Annotated in this window: 25 protein-coding genes and 1 other annotated feature; all 25 genes read left to right on the forward strand. The window is 44.1% G+C overall.

From position 1 onward, the window contains the following. The first annotated feature begins 134 nt into the window (after positions 1-134). The 25 genes from mraY (at position 135) to pyrR (ending at position 25,217) form a co-directional block, all read left to right on the forward strand. Entirely contained in the window at positions 135-1,112 is a 978-nt protein-coding gene (mraY, locus tag V1500_RS09575; protein WP_409305330.1) for a phospho-N-acetylmuramoyl-pentapeptide-transferase, read from the forward strand. Then, a complete protein-coding gene (murD, locus tag V1500_RS09580) occupies positions 1,113-2,465 on the forward strand; it encodes a UDP-N-acetylmuramoyl-L-alanine--D-glutamate ligase (RefSeq protein ID WP_409305331.1) in 1,353 nt (450 codons plus the stop codon). A gap of 161 nt (positions 2,466-2,626) precedes the next feature. Continuing rightward, on the forward strand, positions 2,627-3,727 hold the full coding sequence (gene spoVE / locus V1500_RS09585; RefSeq protein ID WP_409305332.1) for a stage V sporulation protein E: 1,101 nt from the start codon (positions 2,627-2,629) through the stop codon (positions 3,725-3,727). A gap of 734 nt (positions 3,728-4,461) precedes the next feature. Continuing rightward, positions 4,462-5,559 (forward strand): undecaprenyldiphospho-muramoylpentapeptide beta-N-acetylglucosaminyltransferase, encoded by a 1,098-nt coding sequence (murG, locus tag V1500_RS09590; protein WP_409305333.1) that lies wholly within the window; start codon positions 4,462-4,464, stop codon positions 5,557-5,559. A gap of 59 nt (positions 5,560-5,618) precedes the next feature. After that, positions 5,619-6,527 carry a UDP-N-acetylmuramate dehydrogenase gene (gene murB / locus V1500_RS09595; protein ID WP_409305334.1) on the forward strand — a complete coding sequence of 303 codons (909 nt, stop codon included), beginning with the start codon at positions 5,619-5,621 and terminating at the stop codon, positions 6,525-6,527. 278 nt (positions 6,528-6,805) lie between these two features. Then, complete coding sequence (locus V1500_RS09600; RefSeq protein ID WP_409305335.1) at positions 6,806-7,591, forward strand: cell division protein FtsQ/DivIB; 786 nt, start codon at positions 6,806-6,808, stop codon at positions 7,589-7,591. Beyond that, positions 7,591-8,286 carry a DUF881 domain-containing protein gene (locus V1500_RS09605; protein WP_409305336.1) on the forward strand — a complete coding sequence of 232 codons (696 nt, stop codon included), beginning with the start codon at positions 7,591-7,593 and terminating at the stop codon, positions 8,284-8,286. The genes V1500_RS09600 and V1500_RS09605 overlap by 1 nt, the downstream gene beginning before the upstream one ends. A gap of 33 nt (positions 8,287-8,319) precedes the next feature. After that, positions 8,320-9,039 carry a DUF881 domain-containing protein gene (locus tag V1500_RS09610; RefSeq protein ID WP_409305337.1) on the forward strand — a complete coding sequence of 240 codons (720 nt, stop codon included), beginning with the start codon at positions 8,320-8,322 and terminating at the stop codon, positions 9,037-9,039. Continuing rightward, positions 9,039-9,401 (forward strand): small basic family protein, encoded by a 363-nt coding sequence (locus V1500_RS09615; protein ID WP_409305960.1) that lies wholly within the window; start codon positions 9,039-9,041, stop codon positions 9,399-9,401. Before V1500_RS09610 ends, V1500_RS09615 begins: the two co-directional genes overlap by 1 nt. A gap of 225 nt (positions 9,402-9,626) precedes the next feature. Beyond that, complete coding sequence (gene ftsA, locus V1500_RS09620) at positions 9,627-10,922, forward strand: cell division protein FtsA (protein WP_409305338.1); 1,296 nt, start codon at positions 9,627-9,629, stop codon at positions 10,920-10,922. Positions 10,923-10,964: 42 nt separating this feature from the next. Next, entirely contained in the window at positions 10,965-12,104 is a 1,140-nt protein-coding gene (gene ftsZ, locus V1500_RS09625; protein ID WP_409305339.1) for a cell division protein FtsZ, read from the forward strand. A 363-nt stretch (positions 12,105-12,467) separates the two neighbouring features. Continuing rightward, positions 12,468-13,394, forward strand: coding sequence for a sigma-E processing peptidase SpoIIGA (gene spoIIGA, locus V1500_RS09630; protein ID WP_409305340.1), 927 nt, complete (start codon positions 12,468-12,470; stop codon positions 13,392-13,394). A gap of 55 nt (positions 13,395-13,449) precedes the next feature. After that, positions 13,450-14,169 carry an RNA polymerase sporulation sigma factor SigE gene (sigE, locus tag V1500_RS09635; protein WP_409305341.1) on the forward strand — a complete coding sequence of 240 codons (720 nt, stop codon included), beginning with the start codon at positions 13,450-13,452 and terminating at the stop codon, positions 14,167-14,169. A 152-nt stretch (positions 14,170-14,321) separates the two neighbouring features. After that, entirely contained in the window at positions 14,322-15,101 is a 780-nt protein-coding gene (gene sigG, locus V1500_RS09640) for an RNA polymerase sporulation sigma factor SigG (protein ID WP_409305342.1), read from the forward strand. Between the two features lie 207 nt (positions 15,102-15,308). Next, the gene (locus V1500_RS09645) at positions 15,309-15,572 is read left to right on the forward strand and encodes a YlmC/YmxH family sporulation protein (RefSeq protein ID WP_409305343.1); all 264 of its coding nucleotides are present in this window, start codon (positions 15,309-15,311) and stop codon (positions 15,570-15,572) included. 257 nt (positions 15,573-15,829) lie between these two features. After that, complete coding sequence (gene pgeF, locus V1500_RS09650; RefSeq protein ID WP_409305344.1) at positions 15,830-16,651, forward strand: peptidoglycan editing factor PgeF; 822 nt, start codon at positions 15,830-15,832, stop codon at positions 16,649-16,651. 7 nt (positions 16,652-16,658) lie between these two features. After that, complete coding sequence (locus tag V1500_RS09655; protein WP_409305345.1) at positions 16,659-17,336, forward strand: YggS family pyridoxal phosphate-dependent enzyme; 678 nt, start codon at positions 16,659-16,661, stop codon at positions 17,334-17,336. 12 nt (positions 17,337-17,348) lie between these two features. Beyond that, a complete protein-coding gene (locus V1500_RS09660; protein ID WP_409305346.1) occupies positions 17,349-17,804 on the forward strand; it encodes a cell division protein SepF in 456 nt (151 codons plus the stop codon). A gap of 6 nt (positions 17,805-17,810) precedes the next feature. After that, a complete protein-coding gene (locus V1500_RS09665) occupies positions 17,811-18,074 on the forward strand; it encodes a YggT family protein (RefSeq protein WP_409305347.1) in 264 nt (87 codons plus the stop codon). 201 nt (positions 18,075-18,275) lie between these two features. Further along, the gene (locus V1500_RS09670; RefSeq protein ID WP_409305348.1) at positions 18,276-19,049 is read left to right on the forward strand and encodes an RNA-binding protein; all 774 of its coding nucleotides are present in this window, start codon (positions 18,276-18,278) and stop codon (positions 19,047-19,049) included. A gap of 84 nt (positions 19,050-19,133) precedes the next feature. Further along, positions 19,134-19,628, forward strand: coding sequence for a DivIVA domain-containing protein (locus tag V1500_RS09675; protein ID WP_409305349.1), 495 nt, complete (start codon positions 19,134-19,136; stop codon positions 19,626-19,628). Positions 19,629-19,695: 67 nt separating this feature from the next. Then, positions 19,696-19,927, forward strand: a binding site (T-box leader). A 148-nt stretch (positions 19,928-20,075) separates the two neighbouring features. Then, positions 20,076-22,847 carry an isoleucine--tRNA ligase gene (ileS, locus tag V1500_RS09680; protein WP_409305350.1) on the forward strand — a complete coding sequence of 924 codons (2,772 nt, stop codon included), beginning with the start codon at positions 20,076-20,078 and terminating at the stop codon, positions 22,845-22,847. Positions 22,848-23,032: 185 nt separating this feature from the next. Continuing rightward, positions 23,033-23,542 (forward strand): signal peptidase II, encoded by a 510-nt coding sequence (gene lspA / locus V1500_RS09685; RefSeq protein WP_409305351.1) that lies wholly within the window; start codon positions 23,033-23,035, stop codon positions 23,540-23,542. Then, a complete protein-coding gene (locus tag V1500_RS09690) occupies positions 23,535-24,446 on the forward strand; it encodes an RluA family pseudouridine synthase (RefSeq protein ID WP_409305352.1) in 912 nt (303 codons plus the stop codon). Before lspA ends, V1500_RS09690 begins: the two co-directional genes overlap by 8 nt. A gap of 228 nt (positions 24,447-24,674) precedes the next feature. Further along, positions 24,675-25,217, forward strand: a complete 543-nt coding sequence (gene pyrR / locus V1500_RS09695; protein WP_409305353.1) for a bifunctional pyr operon transcriptional regulator/uracil phosphoribosyltransferase PyrR — start codon at positions 24,675-24,677, stop codon at positions 25,215-25,217. Positions 25,218-25,309 lie beyond the last annotated feature (92 nt).

A 25,309-nucleotide genomic window follows, 5' to 3' on the forward strand; every position in this document is an offset into this window, starting at 1 on the left:
AAAAAACAAGCGTAAGCAATTATATGAAATAAGGTGAAAATTGCATTCTGAAACAAACATCGGTAACATATCATGAAAGTGATGAAAAAATGCTTCTGCATGCATTTCACTAGTGTCAGGACAAGGAGTAGGCTATGGAACAACAAATGATTCTCTATACTATTTTAATGGGCTTTTTAATAACTGTACTTCTTTCTCCAATTTTTATCCCTTTTTTAAGAAGGCTGAAATTTGGACAAAGTATCCGTGAAGAAGGGCCTAAATCCCATCAAAAGAAAACAGGTACGCCGACAATGGGCGGAGTCATGATTATACTGTCGATTGTCGTCACTACTTTGGTCATGATCTACAAGATTTCCAGCCCTTCCAAGGAAATCCTGCTTTTGATGCTGGTAACGGTAGGCTTTGGTATCCTTGGCTTCCTGGACGATTTTATCAAAGTCGTCATGAAACGGAACCTCGGGCTTACATCACGCCAAAAGCTGCTGGGACAGATTGTCATTTCTGTCATCTTCTATTTTGTTTATAAGAGCACGGACAATTTTGTTCCGGATATCTCAATCCCGGGCACGGATATTACTTTTAATGTAGGCTGGTTTTATATATTTATCATCATTTTCTGGCTGGTAGGCTTTTCAAATGCCGTTAACTTGACAGATGGACTCGACGGACTGGTGTCAGGAACTGCAGCAATCGCATTCGGGGCTTATGGAGTGCTTGCCTGGAATCAGGACCAGTTCGATGTTGCTATTTTCTCAGTTGCGGTTGTCGGCGCAGTATTAGGCTTCCTGGTGTTCAATGCACATCCGGCAAAAGTTTTCATGGGGGATACAGGCTCACTTGCTCTCGGTGGAGCCTTGGCGACGGTGGCTCTTTTAACCAAGCTGGAATTGCTTCTGGTGATCATCGGTCTTGTGTTTGTCATTGAAACCTTATCCGTCATCCTTCAAGTGGCCTCCTTTAAAACGACAGGGAAGCGAATTTTTAAGATGAGTCCCTTGCATCATCATTATGAGCTTGTCGGCTGGTCAGAATGGAGAGTCGTGGTGACTTTTTGGTCTGTAGGCCTTCTTAGCGCAATACTCGGAATCTATTTAGAGGTGTGGTTATAATTGAAGCAGACAACAAAATACACAAATAAAAAAATATTGGTTCTAGGGCTGGCTAAAAGCGGCGTTACCGCAGCTTCCCTTCTACATAAACTAGGGGCCTTTGTAACAGTGAACGATATGAAGCCACTGTCTGAAAATCCGGCGGCACAAGGTTTGCTGGAGCAAGGGATAAAAGTCATTTGCGGAAGCCATCCAATCGACCTGCTTGATGAAGGTTTTGAGCTGATCGTCAAAAATCCAGGTATTCCTTACCGAAACCCAATGGTACAGGGAGCAATGGAGAAGGGCATACCTGTTATAACTGAAGTGGAGCTGGCGTACCAAATAAGCGAAGCTCCATTTGTTGCGATCACTGGAACGAACGGGAAAACTACAACGACTACCTTAATCTATGAGATGCTAAAGGAAGGCGGCAAGCTTCCTTTGATTGCCGGGAACATTGGAACGGTGGCATCCGGCGTGGCCGAGGAGGCAACTGGCGATAATACGATCGTGATTGAGCTATCTTCGTTCCAGCTCATGGGAATAGATGAGTTCACACCGGAAATCGCCGTGATGACGAATCTGTTTGATGCCCATCTCGATTATCATAGTTCAAGGGATGAATATAAATGGGCCAAGGCAAACATCACCAAAAACCAGACGGAAGGCCAGTATTTCATTTACAATGCAGACCAGGAGGAAGTAGCGGATATGGCTCGCCAAAGCCGAGCCGAGCTAGTGCCGTTTTCTTCGTTGAATAAGCATGAAAGTGGTGCCTGCGTCGAGGATGGACAGGTTATGTTCCGCGGTGAGCCAATTGTGGCGACAGTGGATATAGCGCTGCCAGGCCAGCATAATCTTGAAAACATACTTGCTGCCGTGTCAGCGGCTAAGTTAAAAGGTGTATCAAATCAAGCTATCCGATCGGTTCTGGCAACCTTCCATGGTGTCAAGCATCGCCTGCAATATGTGGCCACAATTGAAAACCGAAGATTTTTTAATGATTCTAAAGCGACCAATATCCTGGCCGCATCGAAAGCCCTGTCTTCTTTTAACGAACCAGTGATCCTTCTTGCAGGCGGACTGGACCGAGGGAATGAATTCGATGAACTGAAACCATTCCTGAAAAAGGTCAAAGCACTTATATCCTTTGGCCAGACTGCAGAAAAAATTGAACGGGTTGCAAAAGAAGCAGGAATAACTCAAATAAAACGTGTCGATAATGTGGAAAAGGCAGTTCCAGAAGCGTTCGCCCTCTCTGAAGAAGGCGACTGCATTCTCCTCTCTCCGGCCTGTGCAAGCTGGGACCAGTATAAAACTTTCGAGGTAAGAGGAGACATGTTTATGGATGCTGTGCATAGACTGAAATAAGAGCTTTTTCAGACAAGCATCCCTTGCTTTTCAAGGTGAAAGGCAATGTTTCCAACGACACCCGAAAAAAGCGATAAGTTTTTTATCGCTTTTTTTGATGGCTGCACACGGGGACGGACAGGCTTTCGCAAGGCTCTAATTTCTTCCTAGAGGTGTTATACGTGCCATTAAAAAAATCCAATCCCGACCTCGTTCTCATTATCGTAACATTAAGCCTGCTTTCAATAGGCCTGATCATGGTCTATAGCGCGAGCGCCATCTGGGCAGACTATAAATTCGACGATTCCTTTTTCTTTGCCAAAAGGCAGATGCTTTTTGCCGGAGTTGGAGTAGCAGCGATGTTTTTCATCATGAATATCGATTATTGGACCTGGAGGACCTGGGCAAAGGTTTTTATCATTACCTGTTTTGTACTGCTGGTTGCCGTTCTCATTCCTGGAATAGGTCTTGAGAGGAATGGTTCGAGAAGCTGGATCGGGGTTGGCGCGTTTTCCATCCAGCCTTCGGAATTCATGAAGATTGCGATGATTATGTTTTTAGCTAAATATCTTTCAGAGCGGCAGAAGCTGATTACCTCATTCAAAAAAGGGCTGGTGCCTTCCCTTTCACTTGTCTTTCTGGCCTTTGGCATCATCATGCTCCAGCCGGATCTTGGGACGGGGACTGTAATGGTTGGCACCTGTATAGTAATGATTTTTATTTCCGGAGCAAGAATCAGCCATTTTGCAGGCCTTGGCTTACTGGGGGCAGCTGGTTTTGTCGGCCTGATCCTGTCTGCGCCATACCGGATGGAGAGGATTACATCCTTTTTGGATCCATGGGCAGATCCGCGGGGAAGCGGCTTTCAGATGATTCAATCATTATTTGCGATCGGGCCGGGAGGATTGTTTGGACTTGGACTTGGGCAGAGCCGGCAAAAATTCTTTTATCTGCCGGAACCCCAAACGGATTTCATTTTTGCTATCCTTGCTGAAGAACTTGGCTTTATCGGAGGGTCATTGGTATTGCTGCTTTTTGCGTTATTGCTCTGGAGAGGGATACGAATTGCCTTGGGAGCTCCGGATTTATACGGAAGCTTCCTGGCTGTAGGGATCATCGCCATGGTCGCCATCCAGGTCATGATTAATATAGGGGTCGTGACCGGGTTGATGCCTGTAACCGGGATCACCCTGCCATTTTTGAGCTATGGCGGTTCATCTCTTACCTTAATGCTAATGGCCATCGGGGTGTTGCTTAATATCAGCCGATACTCCAGGTACTAAAATAGAAAAAAATACTGTAACTCCCCATAGAGCAGCGGGAGCCAGACAGTCTGCAAAAAGGGTTCAGAATGGAAACATTCCGAACCCCTTTTGTTTTTGGCAAAAAGGCCCGTGAATATAAACTTTTGGGTCAAAACCATTCTGGTCCCTGTACGTCCATGGAAACCAAAACTTATTAACCAGCGATAGGGCATTTCCGGTTCACCCATTGTATGGAGAATTGCGGATGCATGGAGAGTATTACATGAAGGGAATTTTAATCAATATGGCAGGGTCTATCCGGCCGGCTCATCACCCGCTAAAAATCAATAACCCCCGTTAACAGGCCAAATAAAAAAAGCTGCAGGCGAGCTTCCTTTTTCATTGCGTTTGTCTATAGCGCCGACAGCAGGGCAAATTTTCCTGAAACTGGACGACCGGCTACAATCACTCTTTGGTAATGTCATTTGTTCGATTATAGTAAATATTGTAATTCTTTCTAAAAGGTAATAATGGCTGGCATTACGCCTCTGTTTAGAATATAGTATAAGAGGGTAAAGCGACACGGTGCTTTACTTTTTCTCATTGTAAAGGCAGGCGCATGCTTTATATGGCATTTTGGCAGTATGATCGTCAAATCTGATTTGTCTGGCCTGCATCAGGCATTCCTGGAGAGCATTAGACTAAATATGAGGTGGATGCCGCTTTTTCCACTCGCTTCAGGAATCCTAGTATAGAAATTTTGGGGTGACAGAATGAATATAGTAGTAAGCGGCGGAGGCACAGGGGGACATATCTATCCGGCTCTCGCTTTAGTACGTGAAATAAAAGAGAAACATAAAGGCACATCTTTTTTATATATTGGTACTGAAAACGGTTTGGAGAAAGAAATTGTTCCCAGAGAGAACATTCCATTTAAATCTATACATATAACAGGGTTTAAGCGTAAGATTTCCTTTGAAAATGTAAAAACTGTTGCCAGGTTTCTAAAAGGGGTCCGGGACAGCAAAAAGATGCTGAAAGAGTTTAAAGCCGATGTAGTCATTGGCACAGGAGGGTATGTGAGCGGCCCGGTCGTTTATGCCGCGGCGAAGCTGGGCATTCCCTGCATAGTCCATGAACAGAATAGTGTTCCGGGCCTGACAAACAAATTTTTAAGCAGATATGCAAACAAAGTAGCCGTCTGCTTTGAAGATGCCGTACAATATTTTCCGAAAGAGAAGACTGTTTTAACCGGCAATCCTCGCGCCTCTGAAGTGCTGCACCATGAAGGTAAGGAAGGGATTCAGAAGCTTGGATTAAATCCGTCGGTCCCAACCGTGCTCATTTTTGGTGGAAGCCGCGGAGCCAGGCCTATTAATGAAGCGGTTCTTAAGGTTATGACCGAGCTGCGCGAACGGCCCTATCAAGTGCTTTATGTCACAGGCGATGTTCATTATGAACAAGTGAAGAATGAAGCACAATTGGCCGGCAATCCTGATAATGTCATCATTAAGCCGTTTCTTCATAACATGCCGGAAATATTATCAGGTGTTGACCTTGCCATCACGCGGGCTGGAGCAACCACGCTTGCGGAATTAACAGTACTGGGCATTCCGAGCATACTCATTCCTAGCCCATATGTCACGAATAACCATCAGGAGAAGAATGCCAGATCATTGAGTGATGCAGGTGCTGCAACACTGATCATTGAAAAGGACTTGTCCGGCAATAAACTATTGGCGGCCATTGACTCCATCATTTCGGACAAAGAAAAACACACAGCCATGAAGGAAGCGGCCAGGACACTTGGTGTCCCTGATGCAGCAGAAAGGCTGTATAACGTTATCACGGAAATAACCGGAAAGAACTGATACGAAAATAGACGCATACTATGAAGTAATGTAATTTGGGAACAATCGGGAGGTTTATAATGAAGGAAGCTGTTGAGAAACTTAAAAGCATGGATGTGGGGAAGGTTATTGAAAATGAACCTCTCGCCAATCATACAACGATGAAAATCGGCGGCCCTGCAGATTTATTTATAGAGCCATCTTCTATAGAAAATCTTGAAAAGACAATGAAGGTCATCAACGAGTACGGGATAAAATGGCGTGCAATTGGCCGGGGTTCTAATCTGCTGGTTTCAGATAAGGGAATTGAAGGAGCTGTCATTAAACTGGGCAAAGGCCTGGACCATCTCTCAATCAACGGGACGGAGCTAACAGTAGGCGCCGGTTATTCCCTGGTAAGCCTGTCTGTACAAATAAGCAAACAAGGGCTTTCAGGATTGGAGTTTGCGAGCGGGATTCCTGGTTCAGTAGGAGGTGCCGTTTACATGAACGCGGGTGCCCATGGCTCGGATATCTCCAATATCCTGAAAAAAGCTCATATCCTATTTGAAGACGGGACCATCGATTGGCTGGACAAGGAACAGATGAAATTTTCTTATAGAACTTCCATCCTTCAGAATGATAGGCCTGGAATCGTATTGGAGGCAGTATTTGACCTTAAAGAAGGCAATAAACAGGATATTGTCGCACAGATGCAAAACAACAAAAATTACCGCAAGGAAACACAGCCATACAATCTGCCTTGCGCGGGGAGCATTTTCCGCAATCCTCTGCCAAATTATGCAGGTCGCCTCGTTGAAGATGCAGGGTTGAAGGGCCACACAATTGGAGGAGCGAAGATTTCGGAGATGCACGGCAACTTCATTGTCAATGCAGGCGACGGCAAGGCGGAAGATGTCCTTGCACTCATCCAGCATGTGAAAGACACCGTGTTTGAAAGATATGGAATCCACATAGAAACAGAAGTTGAAATAATCGGCAGAAAATAAGGAATAACCGCTTTTACATCCAAATATTGTGATATAATAACCAGAAAATAGATTTGATTTCTTGATTTTTTCCTTTGTCTCGGTTTATGTCTTACGTCACTTAATTTGTTTTGTACAGGCCCCGCAGATGTGGGGCTGATTATTTTGCCAGGGAGCTGCAATTAATAAAATCCCGGCAAATGGTTCAACTTGGGAAAAAATCACAGCCGCCAGGTTTTTTTATGATACATAACAGCCAGGAATTACATCCACTTTTTTGGAAAAAGAGGTGAACAGGGATGGAGAAAGGGAATGTCGTTTCCATTGAGGACCGTATACCGAAGTTGAAACAATTAAGAAAAAGAAAAGCTAATCGGCGCCTGATTCTCTTGCTTTCCTTGTTTTTTATTCTCGTCATTTGTGTCATGTATTTTCTTTCTCCCTTAAGCCGCATTAAGACAATAAAGGTAGAAGGGAATCGCTACCTCTCATCTGCACAGATCATCGGTTTAAGCGGATTAACGAGCGAGACCAGCATATGGAAGGTCAATAAAGAAGAAAGTACCCAGAATATTAAAACAAACCCGGAAATAAAGAAAGTCACGATCAAAACACAATTTCCGAATACGGTACTCATTACTGTAGAAGAAAATACCCGTACGGCATACCTTGTCAAGGAGGACCGGTTCCTGCCCATACTTGAAAATGGAAAGATTCTGCCGCCATTAAAAAAAGGCAGCATTCCGGTGTATGCCCCTGTCTTAGTCGATTTTAAGGAGGGGAATGCATTGCATCAGCTCATGTCGGAACTGGATAAGCTCCCTCCCGAAATCGTAAATTCTATATCCGAGATTCATAGAGACCCCACAAAGTCAGATGTGTACCATATCAGGCTGTTTATGAATGACGGCTTTGAAGTGAGTGCCTCCAGCAGCACTTTATCAGACAAGCTCGTCCATTATCCATCGATCATAAGCCAGCTCAATCCTAATGTAAAAGGTGTGATTGATCTGGAGGTAGGCTCATATTTTAAGGCCTATAACCCACCGAATTCCAAAAAGAAACCGGATGGAGCCGATGAGTAATGAAAGTGAGAGGCAGGCATGTTGTCTTGTCACTTGTTTGCCTGGTACTGGGATTTATTACTGCCTATTCATATAACCTGACCAAAAAGCAATACGGACATGCAGGACAATCCGAGCAGGTTTGGAACAGGGACTATCAATTAAGGCAGCAAATGATTCAGCAGGAGGAAAGGAACAGGGAGCTCCAGGAAGAGCTCTTAAACAAACAGGAGCAGGTCGCCTCCATCGAGAAGGAATTAACAGGAAACGCCAAAGTATTCTTCAACCTCGCCGAAGACGCAGAAAAATACCGTCTTTATCTAGGGAAGGTAAAGGTCAAAGGGAAAGGGCTGAAAGTCACGCTGCAGGATGGGAGCGTCTCTGATAAATCTGCTAATCCAAATGATTATTTAGTGCATGAACAGCATGTTTTAAGTGTTGTGAATGAGTTATATATATCGGGTGCTGAAGCGGTGGCCATAAACGGCCAAAGGCTTAGCCATAGCTCTTATATTGTGTGCGATGGTCCCGTCATTACTGTTGATGGCACTCCGTATCCAGCCCCTTTTGTCATTTCGGCAATCGGGGAACCTGAGACATTGGAGGCGGCATTTGATATTACTGGCGGGCTTAAGGAACGGCTCATACAGGAAAATATTTCAGTCAAGCTTGAGAAAGTGGATTCTATCGTGCTTGATCCGGTTCTTGGAAGCTAAGGCACCATCCGAACAAAAAGGGTGATGGAAGAATTGAATTTTAGAGATAAGCTGGCTTTTACCGGAGTGGCTGTAATAATAGGAATTATGGCTGCTATTCAATTTCGATCACATCAGGAACCGATTGTTCAAGAAACCAGGGATCCGTGGGAGCTGCGCCATGCCCTATTGGAACAGCAGCAAAAGCAGTCCAAGCTTTTAAAGGAAATTACCGTTATTGAAGGTCAGATTGCCGAATATGAAACCGAAAGAAGCATCAACAAGGAACAGGCATTGCGGGCGGCAGTTGCCAAGCTTAAAGAAGAGGCCGGCCTGACAGAAATAAAGGGAAAAGGAATAATTTTGACCATTACGCCATCACGCGAAGCTGCCCTGATTGGTAATATTGCCGGAAATATTCCTCCAGATCTGCTTACAAGGCTCATCAATGAATTGAATATGTACGAAGCTAAGGAAATCTCAATCAATGGCCAAAGAATTAGGAATACTACAGTCATCAGGGATATTAGCGGGCAAACGAAAATAGATGGATTGCCGCTTCGTTCATACCCAATAGAAATCAAGGTGATTGGTCCGGATGCCAATAAGCTGAAGGATAGGATGAGAGTTTCACAGTCCATGGATGATTTTTTTCTGGAAAACCTGGAAATTAAGGTTTCCGCTGTAACCCAGCTGAGCATTCCTGCGAATGAAAAATCCATGAGGATAAGATATATGGAGCCAGTAAATAAAGGAAATGGAGACAATGAATGATGTGGCTTCCTATTTTTGGACTGTTGATTGGAATAGCATTCGGCCTGCTTACCGATTTGAGGATCCCTGAAGAATATTCAAACTATTTGTCGATTGCTGTCCTTGCTGCACTGGATACTCTTTGCGGCGGAATAAGGGCCCAGCTGCAAGATGCCTATGACGAACTCGTTTTTGTCTCAGGGTTTTTCTTTAATATTGTTTTGGCTGCAAGTTTAGCTTTTCTAGGCGTCCATCTTGGTGTAGACTTGTATTTAGCCGCAGTTTTTGCATTCGGTGTAAGGCTGTTTCAGAATATAGCGGTCATAAGAAGAATATTGTTATCAAAATGGGCTGATTCGCGCAAAAAGACGGAAAAAATTTGAGTTTTTTAAAGGGAATAAGCCTTTATTGACGAATAGATTAGAAGAGTATAACGTAAAGAGAAGTCAAGCGTTTTGCTAAATGGCTAAAGATCACGCGACATTATTCGACGGCATTCTCTTCCTGCAAAAGAGATATACTTTCAATTGAAATCGTCTCTCAATATAATAAAATTAGTTTTTTAAAAAAGCTGTATTCGTTCAATTCTAAAAAGGAGGTGCCATGGAATGAACAGCAATGAAATTTACGTAAGTCTTGACATCGGTACATCCAGTGTAAAAGTTATCATTGGGGAAATGGTCAATGACACATTAAACATTATTGGCGTAGGAAATGTTAAGTCAGAAGGATTAAAAAAAGGTTCTATCGTGGATATCGATGAAACCGTTCATTCCATCCAGAAAGCTGTACAACAAGCTGAGAGAATGATCGGTATGGATATCAAGAAAGCCGTTGTAGGGATTAGCGGGAGCCATGTAATGCTACAGGCATGCCACGGAGTTGTAGCAGTGTCAAGTGAAAACAAGGAAATAACCGATCATGATGTGCAACGAGTACGCGAGGCTGCCGAATTGATTACAATCCCTTCTGACAGGGAGATCATCGATGTGCTTCCCATTCATTATAAGGTAGACGAATTGGACGGCATCAGCGATCCAAGGGGAATGATTGGAGTCCGCCTTGAGATGCGCGGCATTTTGATTACCGGCTTGCGCACCATCTTACATAATACATTGCGCTGCGTGGAACGCGCAGGGCTTGAAATTACAGATATAGCATTGCAGCCGCTGGCAGCAGGTGCGCTGGTACTTTCAAAGGACGAAAAGGAACTTGGTGTAGCGCTTCTTGACATCGGTGGAGGTTCTACTACTCTGGCAATCTTTGAAGAAGGCCATATGAAATATACCTCTGTTATACCGATAGGCGGGGAAACCATAACAAAGGACCTTTCCATTGTATTGAGAACGACTATGGATGACGCTGAAAAAATTAAGATCCAGCATGGACATGCATTTTATGATGATGCATCCGAAGATGATGTATTTAATGTTCCCATTATTGGAAGTGACCAGCAGCAGCCATGCAATCAGCTGATGATTGCCGAAATAGTGGAAGCACGGCTTATTGAGATTTTTGAACTTGTGCAGGATGACCTCAAGCGGCTTGGCTATCAGGACGTCCCTGGAGGCTTTGTCCTTACGGGCGGCGTAGTGAAGATGCCTGGCGTGCTGGAACTTGCCCAGTATATTTTCCAAAACCGTGTAAGGACTGCTGAGCCAAATTATATCGGTGTCCGCGAGCCTCAATATACGACAGCGGTCGGCTTGATTAAGCATGCCTGCAAAAAAGGCACACCGCAAATGAATGTAACACCGGCACCTGCAGCTGCTCAGCAAGGATTCACTAAAAATGAGTCCAGGAGCCAAAAGCAGCCTCAGCAGCCGAAAGAAAAACCTGAGAAAGCCCCGGCTGAAAAAGGTGAATCTAAATTTAAAAAAATCCTTGGTTACTTCTTCGAATAAGGATTGGAATATCAGGAATCTCGTCAAATTAGGAGGATTGTCATGTTAGAGTTTGATTCTAATTTAGATCAATTAGCTACAATAAAAGTCATTGGAGTCGGCGGCGGAGGCAATAACGCGGTAAACCGCATGATCGAGCACGGTGTACAGGGTGTCGAGTTCATCTCTGTCAATACTGATGCCCAGGCGTTGAACTTATCAAAAGCAGAAATTAAGATGCAAATCGGCGGCAAGCTAACCCGCGGTCTTGGTGCAGGTGCAAATCCTGAAGTGGGAAAGAAGGCTGCAGAAGAGAGCAAGGAACAGATTGAGGAAGCCCTTCGCGGAGCTGATATGGTTTTCGTTACTGCCGGCATGGGCGGCGGTACTGGTACAGGGGCTGCCCCGGTAATTGCCCAGATTGCGAAAGACCTTGGCGCACTTACAGTCGGAGTAGTCACACGTCCATTCACATTTGAAGGCAGAAAGCGTGCTACCCAGGCGCAGGGCGGAATCTCTTCAATGAAGGAAAGTGTAGATACACTGATTGTCATTCCAAATGACCGTTTGCTTGAGATTGTTGATAAAAGCACTCCAATGCTTGAAGCATTCCGTGAGGCGGATAACGTGCTTCGACAGGGTGTCCAGGGTATTTCTGACCTGATTGCCGTTCCTGGATTGATTAACCTTGACTTCGCCGATGTGAAAACAATCATGTCCAATAAAGGTTCTGCCCTTATGGGTATCGGTATTTCTTCAGGGGAAAACCGTGCGGCTGAAGCAGCTAAAAAGGCCATCTCAAGCCCATTGCTTGAGACTTCCATCGATGGGGCGCAGGGCGTGTTGATGAACATTACTGGCGGCACAAACCTGAGCTTGTTTGAGGTACAGGAAGCTGCGGATATCGTTGCAACTGCATCTGACCAGGATGTGAATATGATTTTTGGTTCTGTCATTAACGAAAGCCTGAAGGATGAAATCGTCGTGACGGTCATCGCCACCGGCTTCAATGAAGTGGAATCTTCTCAACGCCCGGCACGTCCTTCATTCGGCCAGGCAAGGCCGCAAACTCCAACCACTGGGGTGAAGAGAGAAGCAAAACGTGAGGAAGTTAGTGAGCAGCCGGTAAGAAGCAACAATAACCAGGCGGAAGAAGCATTGGATATACCTACATTCCTCAGAAACCGCAATAGAAGAAGATAATAGGAAGTCAGCCGCAATGGAAAACCCTCTCTGTCAGGCTAAAATAGCAATCAGGCGGGCAGGGGAGCTGCTAAGGAGTTCCATAGCTCCTTCTATTCCGGATTTCTGGACTTATTATATAGTTTAATAGAGTAAAAAGGCTGTCCCAGGGTGGGCAGCCTTTTTGCATGCAGAAATTAAGGCAAATGGTTTATTTTCCTTGCTAGAGAGGTCCCCATGTCAAGGAAGCCTATTCTACAAATACCTTAAAAAACACAGAAAAACTCTTAAAAATTCGATACAAAAAGTGACACACTTTCAAATGAAAGGTACGGTATACTTTTCCCTAATAGATAAATGAACAGTTATTTGGGAGGGGAGTGCTTGACGTTATATTTGGACGTTATTTGGCTCTTGAATTGGCTATTTGACTGCCTTCTCTTATATTGGACAGCAATCCTTTTAAAAAGGAGGGCCATACCCTGGAGGATTATTCTCGGCGGGCTTATGGGTTCATTGATTGTTGTGTTCGCTTTTACCCCTTATAGCCAGTTGGTTGATAATCTCTATGTAAAATTGCTTTTCTCCATTTTTATGATTCTTATTGCATTCGGATACGGGAGATGGAAGGTTTTCATTAAGAATACCGGGGCTTTATATTTTATTACATTCTTGTCGGGAGGGATATTGCTTGGGATGCATTTTTTATTCAATTATCATATTCGCTCCCTTCATCCAGGGATGGCAGCAGGAGTAAATAGATTCGGAGATCCTGTCAGCTGGCTCTATATCATGATTGGCTTTCCGCTTGCCTGGCACTTTTCCAAAAGAACACTTGATGATCTTGAAATGGCGAAGGTTACCTTCGACCAAATGGTGCTGGTATGCATAAATGTAGACCAATACCACTATAAGCTGAACGGGTTGGTCGACAGCGGCAACCAGCTGTACGACCCATTATCCAAAATGCCCGTCATGATCGTGTCTATAGCTGGCCAAGAGGACAATATCCCTCCTGATGTTCTCCCCTTGTTTAAGGACCCAGATTTAATCTTAGCGCAGAATGGACAATTTGATTACTCATGGGCGGATAAAATGAGGATCGTTCCCTGTAAGGTTGTGGGAAATGACCATCAGCTGCTAACCGCGATAAAACCTGATTCCATCATCATTTATCACGAAAGCAAGATGTTTGAGGTTGAGAGAGGACTTGTATCGTTTACCTCACAGCAGCTTTCTCCGGACAATGCCTATCACTGTATTGTCCATCCAAAAATGCTGACTGGAATACCCGTAGAATCAGCGTCATGAAATCGATTACTAAATCTATACTCAACAATAGCTCAATTTAGAAGGGAGAATCGTTTTGAAAAAACTAATCCTCCGTTTCACATACTATTGGTATAAGCTGTTAATCAAACTGGGTTTAAAATCAGATGAAGTTTTCTATATTGGCGGAAGTGAAGCATTGCCGCCGCCCCTGTCAAAAGAAGAGGAAGAAATTCTGATCAATAAGCTGCCAAAAGGTGATCAAGCCGCACGTTCTATCCTGATTGAAAGAAATCTTCGCCTGGTTGTATACATTGCACGGAAATTTGAGAACACAGGCATCAATATAGAGGATTTAATCAGCATTGGAACAATAGGATTAATCAAGGCCGTGAATACCTTTAATCCGGAAAAAAAGATCAAGCTGGCTACATACGCTTCCCGCTGTATTGAAAATGAGATTTTAATGTATTTGCGCAGAAACAATAAAATACGTTCAGAAGTATCATTTGATGAACCATTAAACATTGATTGGGATGGAAATGAGCTGCTTCTTTCCGATGTTCTGGGGACAGATGAAGACATTATTACAAAGGATTTAGAGGCAAATGTCGACAGGAAACTCCTTACTAAAGCACTTACCCAGCTGACAGACCGTGAAAAACAGATTATGGAGCTCCGTTTCGGGCTGACGGGAGGGGAAGAAAAAACACAAAAAGATGTAGCGGATATGCTTGGCATTTCTCAATCCTATATTTCCCGTCTAGAAAAGAGAATCATTAAAAGGCTCAGAAAAGAATTCAACAAGATGGTCTAAAAATTTTTTTGAAGCGACCAATCCACAGCTATCAACGATTTGATAAATTTATCCCTATGCTTTCAATGTTTTCGAAAAGACGCAGGTGCATATTTTTCCCCCTCAGGGAGATACTGTTTTTTGTACAGCAGCTCCTGTGAGGAGGGAATATTTTGTCTCGAAACAAAGTTGAAATCTGCGGTGTAGATACATCTAAATTACCGGTTTTGAAAAATGACGAAATGAGAACACTCTTTAAAGAAATGCAGGCAGGTGATATTTCAGCAAGAGAAAAACTGGTGAACGGGAACCTAAGACTCGTGTTGAGCGTGATTCAGCGTTTTAACAACCGGGGAGAATTTGTGGATGATTTGTTTCAGGTCGGCTGTATCGGCTTGATGAAGTCCATAGATAATTTTGATTTAAGCCAGAATGTTAAATTTTCTACGTATGCTGTACCCATGATTATTGGTGAAATTAGAAGGTATTTACGGGATAATAACCCGATAAGAGTATCCCGTTCGTTAAGAGACATTGCTTATAAAGCACTGCAGGTAAAGGAAAGACTCATGAGCCAGACCTCTAAAGAACCTACAGCCCAGGAAATTGCCAAAGTTATGGGAGTGGCACATGAAGAAATCGTATTCGCACTGGACGCCATTCAAGATCCAGTATCCCTCTTTGAACCGATTTATAATGATGGAGGGGACCCAATCTATGTATTGGACCAGCTCAGTGATGAGAAAAATAGGGACAGCCAGTGGATCGATGAAATAGCACTGAACGAAGGCATGAGACGCCTTAATGAACGGGAAAAAATGATTTTGCGCAAGAGGTTTTTCCAGGGCAAGACCCAAATGGAAGTTGCCGAGGAAATCGGCATATCCCAGGCGCAGGTATCAAGGCTGGAAAAAGCAGCAATTAAACAAATGAACAAAAATATTCAACAGTAAAGCTGGTTGGCGAAAAGCGGACGGAATCCTGTTTTGGTTTCCTGAAGCTATCGCGGCCAGCTTTTTTAGATTTTACAGCTCCGCTAAGTTAGAAACATCCCAATAATATACAGAGTTTTTTCGGATAGGATTTACATGGTTCTGCCTTCGTTAACATATATATGTATGGATGGAGCCTGCGCACCAAGAAAAATGGGAGATGAGAAAATGGTGAAAATATCGGAATTCCAGGTGAAGGATATTGTGAATATACATGATGGGAAAAAGCTAGGCAACATGTCAGATTTAAGCATAAATGTAACTACCGGAAATATTGAGGCAATTATCGTATCAGGAGGGGGAAGGGTCATGGGACTGTTCGGCAGGGAAGAGGAAATGATCATTCCCTGGAATAAAATCAAGAAAATTGGTGCTGATGTCATTCTTGTGGAGCACCAGACAGCTATGAAGGGGGCTTATAGTGACAAATGAAGCCTTAAAAGAAAGCGGCATCACGCATACATGGAAGTCGTACTGCAAGATGGGCTCTAATCCTTTCTAATACGTAACTGACCATATTAGGAACAACTCTATGACAATACTCGCTTGAAGTGCATGTGATAAAAGTTATCAGGAAGTATTTCAGGATGGTTCATGTATAAAAGCAAAAAATAGACGGCACGGTGGTCAAACAGGCGCTGTGCCCCTAGATGTGGTAAAATTATAAAAAAAACGAAGAGGAAACTGGAATGAAAGAAACGTTTGTCCTGAAAGAAGAACAATTTTTAGTGATAGAAGAATGGCAGAATAAATTCAGCGGTGTAACAGCAGGATTTACGACCAAAAACGGCGGAATCGGAAAGGATAGCTATGAAAGCCTAAATACAGGTTTCCATGTTGGCGATGATGCTGATATTGTGAAGGGTAACAGGGCCATCATCGCGAAGGCTCTTGGTTTTCCTCTAGACAAATGGGTCGGTGCGGAACAGACTCACGAAACAAAAATCATAAAAGCAGTAAATGAAGATATGGGAAAAGGCGCAGCGGATTACGGCTCCAGTTTCAAGGGGACTGATGGTATTTATACGAAACAAAGGGATTTGCTGATCACCCTTTGTTTTGCAGACTGTGTGCCGTTATTCTTTATCTCTCCGAAGCACGGATATATAGGTGCGGCCCATGCCGGCTGGAAGGGCACAGTTGGTGAAATAGCGCGGAAAATGATCAATAAATGGGAGAGCGAAGGAATCTCGCCGGATGAGATATACGCTGCCATCGGGCCCTCGATTTGTAAAGAATGTTATATAGTGGATGACAAAGTTATAAAAATGGTGCAGAATTTGCTGGAAGAATATGACGAAAAGCCATATAATACAATAAGTAAGGGGCAATATCAATTGGACTTGAGGCGCTTGAACGCGATGCTCATACAAAAATCAGGTGTACCTGCATCCCAAATACTTACAACCCAGCTTTGTACAAGCTGTGACAGCGATTTGTTTTTTTCACATCGGCGGGATCATGGCCGAACAGGACGTCTGATGAGCTTCATCGGCTGGAAGGAGGATTAGGACGGCAATGAAGGTATCAGAGAAATTAACAGCTATCAAAGAAAAGATATCAGAGGCCTGCGAAAGAAGCGGCCGCAACCCAGAGGATATTACCATTGTCGCCGTGACAAAATATGTCACAACTGACCGGGCCCGTGAGGCAGTTGATGCAGGCATACTTCATTTAGGCGAGAACAGGGATGAAGGATTGCTTGAAAAATACTCTTTTTTAGGGGACAAGCCAGTCTGGCATTTCATTGGAAGCCTGCAAACGAGAAAAGTAAAAAATATAATTGATAAAGTCACATACATCCATTCGCTCGATCGCATCGCACTTGCAGAAGAAATTCAAAAAAGAGCCCGTGAAACTGTTCAATGCTTTGTTCAGGTCAATGTTTCCGGGGAAGCCTCCAAGCATGGACTGGAACCAGGGGAGACACTGCAATTCATCCGGAGCATAGAAGGCCTGGATAAGATTAAAATCGTGGGACTAATGGCAATGGCGCCATTTTCCGATAATGAGGAAATTCTTCGAAACTGTTTCAGAACACTGAAAACATTACAAACGGAGATTCAACAAGCTGGCATGGGCCATGCACCGTGCAATGAGCTTTCCATGGGGATGTCAAATGATTATCCTGTTGCCATCGAAGAAGGGGCCACTATCATCAGAATAGGAACGGCACTAGTTGGCGAAGATTCATAAGGAGGCATAATTATGTCATTCGTATCAAAATTCAAATCATTTTTCGCACTGGATGATGAATATGAATACAAAGAGGAAGCAGTAGAACAGGATATTCCTGAACCTAAGTTTGTAAAGCAAAATGCCAGGCAAACACCAAGTGGACAACCGCCCCAGAATGTTGTGAGTCTTCACAGCATACAGAAATCCTCAAAAGTGGTATTATTGGAACCAAGGGTTTATGCGGAGGCACAGGAAGTGGCGGACAATTTGAAGAATCACCGGGCGGTAGTGGTGAACCTGCAGCGAATCCAGCATGACCAGGCAAAAAGGATTGTGGACTTCCTAAGCGGAACTGTCTATGCAATTAGCGGAGATATACAAAAAATAGGAACCGATATTTTCTTATGCACCCCTGAAAATGTGGATGTGTCAGGGAATATTACAGGGTTCACAGCAGATGAAGAGAATGATAATACGAGGTGGTAGGATTTAATGGCAATTTTGTTTGAGATTCTGCAAAGGCTTCTGACATATTACTCCTGGGCCTTGATTATATACATATTTATGTCTTGGTTCCCTAATGCTTACGGAACAGCAATCGGCCGGTTCTTAACCAAAATATGCGAGCCTTTTTTAGAGCCTTTTCGCAGAATTATCCCGCCACTGGGGATGATCGACATCTCCCCGATTGTGGCATTTTTAGTGCTGAGATTTGCAGGCTACGGACTGGTTTATTTGGAAAATATGTTCAGATAAAGGATGTCAGGTCCTTGAGTTTTGGCATTGGGTGATTGGTGAAATCGCATAGGTACACATTCAGTCACACCATATGCCCAATCAATTTTACGACACGTAAAAAGAGACCCGGTTAACAAAGACTTTCCGGCAATGGCAACGGATTTCTTTGCAGACCGAGTTTCTTTTATTTCTACACTAAGAAGGATAGAGGCAGGTAACATGAGCATTTATCAGCATTTCCGTCCGGAAGAGAAGGAATTTATCGACCAGTCTCTCCAATGGATTGGAAGAGTGAAAGAAACCTATTCCCAAAAGCTTACCGATTTTCTTGATCCTCGTGAACAGCAGATCCTGGTCGCTTTGCTGGGACATGACCAGGAGGTAAAGCTTGAATTATTTGGCGGCCATCCGCAGGCCGAAAGAAAAAGGGCATTGCTATACCCGGATTACATAACACCGGAGCAGGAGGATTTCTCTATCAGCCTGATTGAAATAAAATATCCTGTCAAATTCGTGACCATCGAGCATAGACAGGTACTGGGCACGTTGATGTCTCTAGGTATTAAACGCGAAAAATTCGGGGACATTCTCGTTTCCGGGCAGCGAGTTCAATTTCTTGCGGCCGGGGAAATCGAAAGCTATCTGTTTGCCAATCTCGAAAAAATTGGAAAAGCTACGGTCTCCATGAAAAAAGTTGCGCTTGAAGAGGCAATTGTTGCTGAAGAAGTCTGGGATGAATCTACCTTTACCGTAAGTTCGATGAGGTTGGACACCGTCATTTCATCCATCCTTAACCTTTCACGGCAGAAGGCTCAGACATTAATTACGTCCGGCAAAGTCAAGCTGAATCATAAGCAGACTGAACATATTTCAGAAGAGTGCCGGGAAGGGGATACCATTTCGGTTCGCGGTTTTGGAAGATGCAGTATACTGTCGATAGAAGGCAAAACAAAAAAAGAAAAATGGCGAATTACGGCAGGACGCAGAAAATAATATGACCTTAAGAAGGATTTACAAAATTCCTGTCGAAACGTAGAATAAGATATAAGAGAGTAGAAACTGTTATGGAGGTGTCTTATGCCCTTAACCCCATTAGATATACATAATAAGGAATTCAGCAAAGTTTTCCGTGGGTATGATGAAGATGAAGTAAATGAATTTCTGGACCAGATTATAAAAGATTATGAACTAATCCTTCGTGAAAAAAAGGAATTGGAAGGCAAGCTGAATGAAGTGTTTGACCGCCTTGGCCATTTCACCAATATCGAGGAGACACTGAACAAATCAATCATTGTTGCCCAAGAGGCCGCAGAGGACGTAAAAAGGAATGCTCAGAAGGAAGCGAAGCTGATTATCAGGGAGGCAGAGAAAAATGCCGACAGGATCGTCAATGATTCTTTATCGAAGGCGAGGAAAATCGCCATGGATATCGAAGAGCTGAAAAAGCAGTCCAAGGTGTTCAGGACCCGGTTTAAGATGCTTGTGGAAGCGCAGCTGGACTTATTGGACAACGATGATTGGGATAAGCTCCTTGAATACGAAGTGGATGCAACGGAGCTGGATCAGGATTAATTATCTTGGTGCCTTGACTTATTGCAATCCTTTCGCATATAATTTTCTATTATAGCAATTATACTGAAACGACACGATGAGAGGGAAAGTATATTTCTCAAGACTTTTAAAAGCGAGCCGGGGCTGGTGGAAGCCTGGCAAAAGCGGAGAAGTGGAAGATCACCCTTGAGTTCCAAGCTGAAACCTTTAGGAAATAAGCGAGGCGTTACATTCACGTTACGAATGCTTAAAGCGGATCGGGCTTTTTTAGCCTGTCTATCAGGGTGGTACCGCGGGAACCAAGCTTTCTCGTCCCTTTTTGGGATGAGGAGGCTTTTTTTATTTTCATGATGGTTTTTGTAAATCCCATATATGGCCTTTACTAATCGTCTTCGGGAAGAATTGGCGTTCAGAGGTCAGCCGGGGAACCCGCCTTGCGTTTTAAATTATAAATGGAGGAATGGAAAGATGGAGTACAAAGATACACTATTGATGCCTAAAACGGAGTTTCCAATGCGCGGAAATCTGCCGAATCGCGAGCCTGAAATTCAAGCGGCATGGGAAGAGATGAACATTTATCAAAAGGTACAGGAAAACAGTAAAGGCCGCCCTTTATTCATCCTGCATGACGGACCTCCATATGCAAATGGTGACATCCATATGGGGCACGCACTGAATAAAATTTTAAAGGACTTTATCGTCCGCTATAAATCACTAAGCGGCTTTAATGCACCGTATGTGCCAGGCTGGGATACTCACGGCCTGCCAATCGAAACTGCATTGACCAAGAATAAGAAGGTCAAGCGCAAGGAAATGTCCGTTGCCGAGTTCCGTAAACTTTGTGAGGAATATGCTTACGAGCAAGTCGATAACCAGCGTGAGCAATTCAAGCGCCTGGGTGTAAGGGGAGACTGGGAAAACCCTTATATTACATTAAAGCCTGAATACGAGGCACAGCAAATCCGTGTATTCGGCGAGATGGCCAAGAAGGGATATATCTATAAAGGCCTGAAGCCTGTATATTGGTCTCCTTCAAGCGAATCTGCGCTCGCAGAGGCTGAAATTGAATATCATGATAAACGTTCTGCATCCATCTATGTTGCGTTCGAAGTAGTCGATGGCAAAGGTGCAATAGAAGAAGGCGTCAAGATTGTCATCTGGACTACAACACCATGGACAATTCCGGCCAACCTTGGAATCTCCGTCCATCCTGACCTTAATTATGTAGTTGCTGAAGTAGATGGCACGAAATACCTTGTTGCAGAAGCGTTGCTGCAATCAGTGGCTGCAACTATGCCATGGGAAAATTACAATGTTGTAAAAACAGTAAAAGGAAGCGAACTTGAAAGAGTGATTGCAAAGCATCCATTATTCGACCGTGAATCACTGGTGATGCTGGGCGAGCATGTTACGACTGATGCTGGTACCGGCTGTGTACACACTGCTCCCGGACACGGGGAGGACGACTTCATCGTAGGGCAGAAATATGGTCTTGATGTTCTTTGCCCGGTTGATGAAAAAGGGTATATGACAAAGGAAGCTGGAGAATTTGAAGGCTTGTTCTATGATGAAGCAAATAAGCCGATTACAGAAAGGCTTGAGCAGGCTGGTGCGCTTTTAAAGCTTAATTTCATCACCCATTCCTACCCGCATGATTGGCGTACCAAGAAGCCGACAATCTTCCGTGCTACTGCACAATGGTTCGCTTCAATCAAGGATTTCCGTCAAGACTTGCTGAAAGCTGTGGAAGAAACAAAATGGGTACCGGCATGGGGAGAAACCCGCCTTCATAATATGGTCCGTGACCGTGGCGACTGGTGTATCTCACGCCAGCGGGCATGGGGAGTACCAATCCCTGTTTTCTATGGGGAAGACGGCCAGCCAATCATCACGGACGAAACAATTGATCATGTATCCAATTTGTTCCGCGAGCATGGATCAAATGTCTGGTTCGAACGCGATGCCAAGGACCTGCTGCCGGAAGGCTTTACCCATGAAAGCAGCCCGAATGGCAAGTTTACAAAAGAAACAGATATCATGGATGTATGGTTCGATTCCGGTTCCTCCCATCAGGCAGTCCTTCTGGAACGCGATGATTTACAGCGGCCGGCAGACCTCTATTTGGAAGGATCGGACCAATACCGCGGATGGTTCAATTCATCATTATCCACCAGTGTCGCTGTAACAGGAAAAGCTCCTTACAAAGGTGTCCTGAGCCATGGTTTCGCACTTGATGGAGAAGGCCGCAAGATGAGTAAATCCATTGGGAATGTAGTCGTCCCTGCCAAGGTCATGAACCAGCTGGGTGCAGACATCCTTCGCCTATGGGTGGCATCAGTGGATTATCAATCAGATGTTAGGGTATCAGACGCAATCCTTAAGCAGGTTGCAGAGGTATACCGTAAAATCCGGAACACTTTCCGCTTCTTATTGGGGAATCTTGACGGATTCAATCCTGAAACAGATAAACTTGGTTACGATGAACTTCGTGAAGTGGACCAATATATCATGATCAAGCTTAACAAGCTGATTACTAATACCAAAAAAGCTTACGATAACTATGAGTTTGCGAATATCTACCATCAGGTGAACAATTTCTGTACGCTTGACCTTAGTGCATTCTATCTGGATTACGCGAAGGATATTCTATACTGCGAAGCTCCTGACAGCCACGAAAGACGGGCTATTCAAAGCGTGCTTTATGATTCGCTTCTTGTGCTGACAAAGCTTGTCGCGCCGATTCTTGCACATACTGCGGATGAAGTATGGAAGTTTATTCCTGGCGTTACCGAAGAAAGCGTCCAGCTGACACTTATGCCGGAAGCAGCAACCTTCGAGAACGAAAAGGAAATTGAAGAGAAATGGAATGCATTCATGTCCCTTCGCGATGATGTCCTTAAGGCATTGGAGGAGGCAAGGAACAATAAAGTAATCGGTAAGTCCCTTAATGCGAAGGTTTCCGTCTATGTAGATGGCAAAACAAAGCAGCTGCTTGACAGTATTGATGAAAGCTTCGAGCAGTTGTTTATCGTCTCCGCTTTCGAGGTTGCTGGCTCAGTCGATTCAGCTCCGGCCGGTGCGCTGAAATTGGATAAAGCTGCAATCGAAGTCACCAAAGCAGAAGGGGATACGTGTGAACGCTGCTGGAATGTGACCGAGGATGTAGGCCTGGTCGAAGAACATCCAACATTATGCGTACGCTGTGCCACAGTCGTTAAAGAACACTATGTAAATCAATAATTACACCTTGAACAGGGGAGGGCCCGTATCTTGAAAGGTACGGGCTCTTTTACTTGTTGGAAATACAAATAAAGATTGATCAAATAGACTAATTTGGAAGCGGGCGCTTTCACTTTCTTATTGCCAGGGGGTAACATGATTAGTCAATCCTGACAGATTATGCTACAATTTGATAGGAATATTTTATGGCCATATCATCAGGCCGTGTTTGGGGGATTATGCTGGTGCTGTATTATGTGGTGGCAATGTTTGTATTTGCCCTTGATCAAATAACAAAATGGCTGATTGTAAAAAATATGGAGCTTGGAGAGAGTATCGAAGTCATTCAGGATTTTCTCTACATAACTTCGCATAGGAACCGCGGTGCTGCATGGGGAATCCTTCAGGGCCAGATGTGGTTTTTTTACCTGATCACAACCGCTGTGATCATAGCGCTTATTTACTATATTCAAAAAATGGGCAGGCAGAGCAAACTGCTTGGTATATCGCTTGCTTTGATGCTCGGCGGTGCGATTGGTAATTTTATCGACCGTATAGTACGTAAAGAAGTGGTCGATTTTATTAATACGTACATATTTACTTATAATTTTCCGATCTTCAACGTTGCAGATTCAGCGCTCTGCATCGGTGTTGGACTTATGATTATTTATATGCTGCTGGAAGAAAAGCTCGCTAAGGAGAAAAACAATGGATAAATACAGCTACACTATAGAAGAAGCCCAAAAAGGGGAAAGGATTGACAAGGCTCTTTCGACGCTGAATCAAGAGTGGTCACGTTCCCAGGTACAGCCATGGATCAAGGAAGGGCATGTGCTGGTTAATGGGACACCTGTTAAAACCAATTATAAATGCAGCATCGGGGATAAGGTGGAAATCCTCATACCGGAGCTGGAGGTACTTGATGCCATGCCTGAGGAAATGGACCTTGATATTTATTATGAAGACGAGGATGTCCTTGTAGTGAACAAACCGCGGGGCATGGTGGTGCATCCCGCTCCCGGCCATACTACAGGAACACTTGTAAACGGGCTGATGGCCCATTGCAAAGACTTGTCCGGAATAAATGGTGTCATGCGCCCCGGAATTGTGCATAGGATTGATAAAGATACATCAGGGCTCCTGATGGTCGCCAAGAACGATATGGCCCATGAAAACCTCGTTCAGCAGCTTGTTGATAAGACTGTAACAAGAAAATATAAAGCGATAGTCCATGGCAATATCCCTCACGATTTCGGAACGATCGATGCCCCGATTGGCAGGGACAAAAAGGATCGCCAGAGCATGACTGTTACGGAGGAGAATTCCAAGCATGCAGTTACGCATTTCAGGGTGCTGGAAAGATTTAAGGATTTTACATTCGTGGAATGTCAGCTGGAAACAGGACGGACACATCAAATCAGGGTCCATATGAAATATATAGGCTATCCGCTTGCCGGCGACCCGAAATACGGGCCCAGGAAGACGCTGGAAATAGACGGCCAGGCACTCCATGCGGGCGTCCTTGGATTCATTCACCCAAGAACCAAGGAATACAAGGAATTTGAGGCACCGCTGCCAAAGGTAATGGAAGATTTGGTAGACTATTTAAGAAAAAAATAATTGACAACAAACGACATGAAGAATAAGATTAACCTAGTTGAATAAGAGCCCTTTAAAACAGTCCAGAGAGGCTGAGAAGGAAGCGGAACAGGATCAAATATGCCTTTTGATTGTACCGAACCCTCATCCCCTCATGGATGAGGGTTTTTTTGGAAAAAATAAAACCATGCTTATAATATCTCTTAAAAATATGGCAGGTGCCAAAGATAAGAAGGAGTGATTCAACAGATGAATGAAAAAGCAGTTGTCCTGGATGAACAGGCGATCCGCAGAGCTTTGACCAGAATTGCTCATGAAATTATTGAAAAGAATAAGGGTATTGAAGATTGCGTATTGATTGGAATTAAAACAAGAGGGATCTTTATCGCAAACCGCCTTGCAGAAAGAATTAATCAGATTGAGGGCAAGGAAATTCAGGTTGGAGAATTGGATATTACGCTCTATCGCGACGATTTGTCTACCAAGACACAGGACGGAGATCCTTTGGTGAAAGGTTCGGACATTCCGGTAGCTATTACTGATAAAAAGGTAGTGCTTGTAGATGACGTCCTGTTTACAGGACGGACAGTGAGGGCTGCGATGGATGCTCTTGTGGACCTGGGCAGACCTTCTCAGATACAGCTGGCGGTTCTGGTGGATCGTGGACACAGGGAACTGCCTATCCGAGCCGATTTTGTTGGAAAAAACGTTCCTACCTCACTTTCGGAAAAGATAGCAGTTACCTTAAAGGAAGTAGACGGTTCAGACAAGGTCAGCATTTTTGAAAAATAAATGGGATTGCTTTTAACAGGATGAAGCAACAGGGAGGCAGGGGTTCCTGAAGCCAGGGACCCGCAAATATCTTCTTCTATACATAAGAAGGT

The sequence above is a fragment of the Peribacillus sedimenti genome (assembly GCF_046237635.1).
Classification (GTDB): Bacteria; Bacillota; Bacilli; order Bacillales; family DSM-1321; genus Peribacillus; species Peribacillus sedimenti.